The following is a 711-nucleotide window of genomic DNA, read 5'->3' as shown; positions in this document are numbered from 1 at the left end:
GGCTCCCCGACCACCGGCACCCGGTGGTCGGGGGCGGGCGCCCGAGGAGGCATCTGGACAACTTCGGCCGACGTGCGGCGCATCAGGGTCGTGCCTTTCCGGCCCGCCACTGGGCAGGCCCTCGCGCTCGATCGTTGACGGGCTGGGGCTGACCGTCCCCAGGGGGCGCAGCGGCACCACCCTGCGCGCGCCCGCGCCTGGGGACGGTCAGCGTGGGATCGGCCGTCGCCGATCCCGTTCCTGGCCGGGCCGTCCGGCGGGAGTGACACGGCCGGGCCAGGGGCCCGCTACGGCCCGGGCGGCCGGTCGTAGCGGGGGTTCAGGGGTGGTCGTGGCGCAGGCGGGCGCCGGCGCGCCGCAGGGCCACGGCCAGGTCTGCGGGGTCGGTCGGTCTTCGCTCGCCGTCCGGCAGGACGAGCCAGCTCCGTCCGCCGAGCCGCTGCATGCCGGGGGCGGGCATCGCGACCGACAGGGGGCCGTGTCCGTCTGCGGGGCGGCCGATCAGCCGGGTCTGCGGCATGTCCCACGCCGTGTCCGCCCGGATCGTGACCAGGAACTCGATGCACCCCTCGGCGCGGTTGTGCAGGACCGGTCCGACCGGCACGTCGGCGTGCCACAGGTCCGCCAGCGCGGCCCGGCCCGTCTGCACGTCGCCGACCCGCACGACGTTGAAGACCTCGCCGGTCTCGATGTCGGCGAGCCGGCCCGCCT

Annotated in this window: 1 pseudogene; it reads right to left on the bottom strand. The window is 76.9% G+C overall.

From position 1 onward, the window contains the following. Positions 1-319: 319 nt before the first annotated feature. Positions 320-711, bottom strand: a pseudogene (locus ACLWS4_RS37225) (hypothetical protein); the annotation flags it as partial.

The sequence above is a fragment of the Kitasatospora sp. SC0581 genome (assembly GCF_048159585.1).
In the GTDB taxonomy this organism is placed as follows: domain Bacteria; phylum Actinomycetota; class Actinomycetes; order Streptomycetales; family Streptomycetaceae; genus Kitasatospora.
This window is presented reverse-complemented; position numbering and strand designations above follow the sequence as displayed.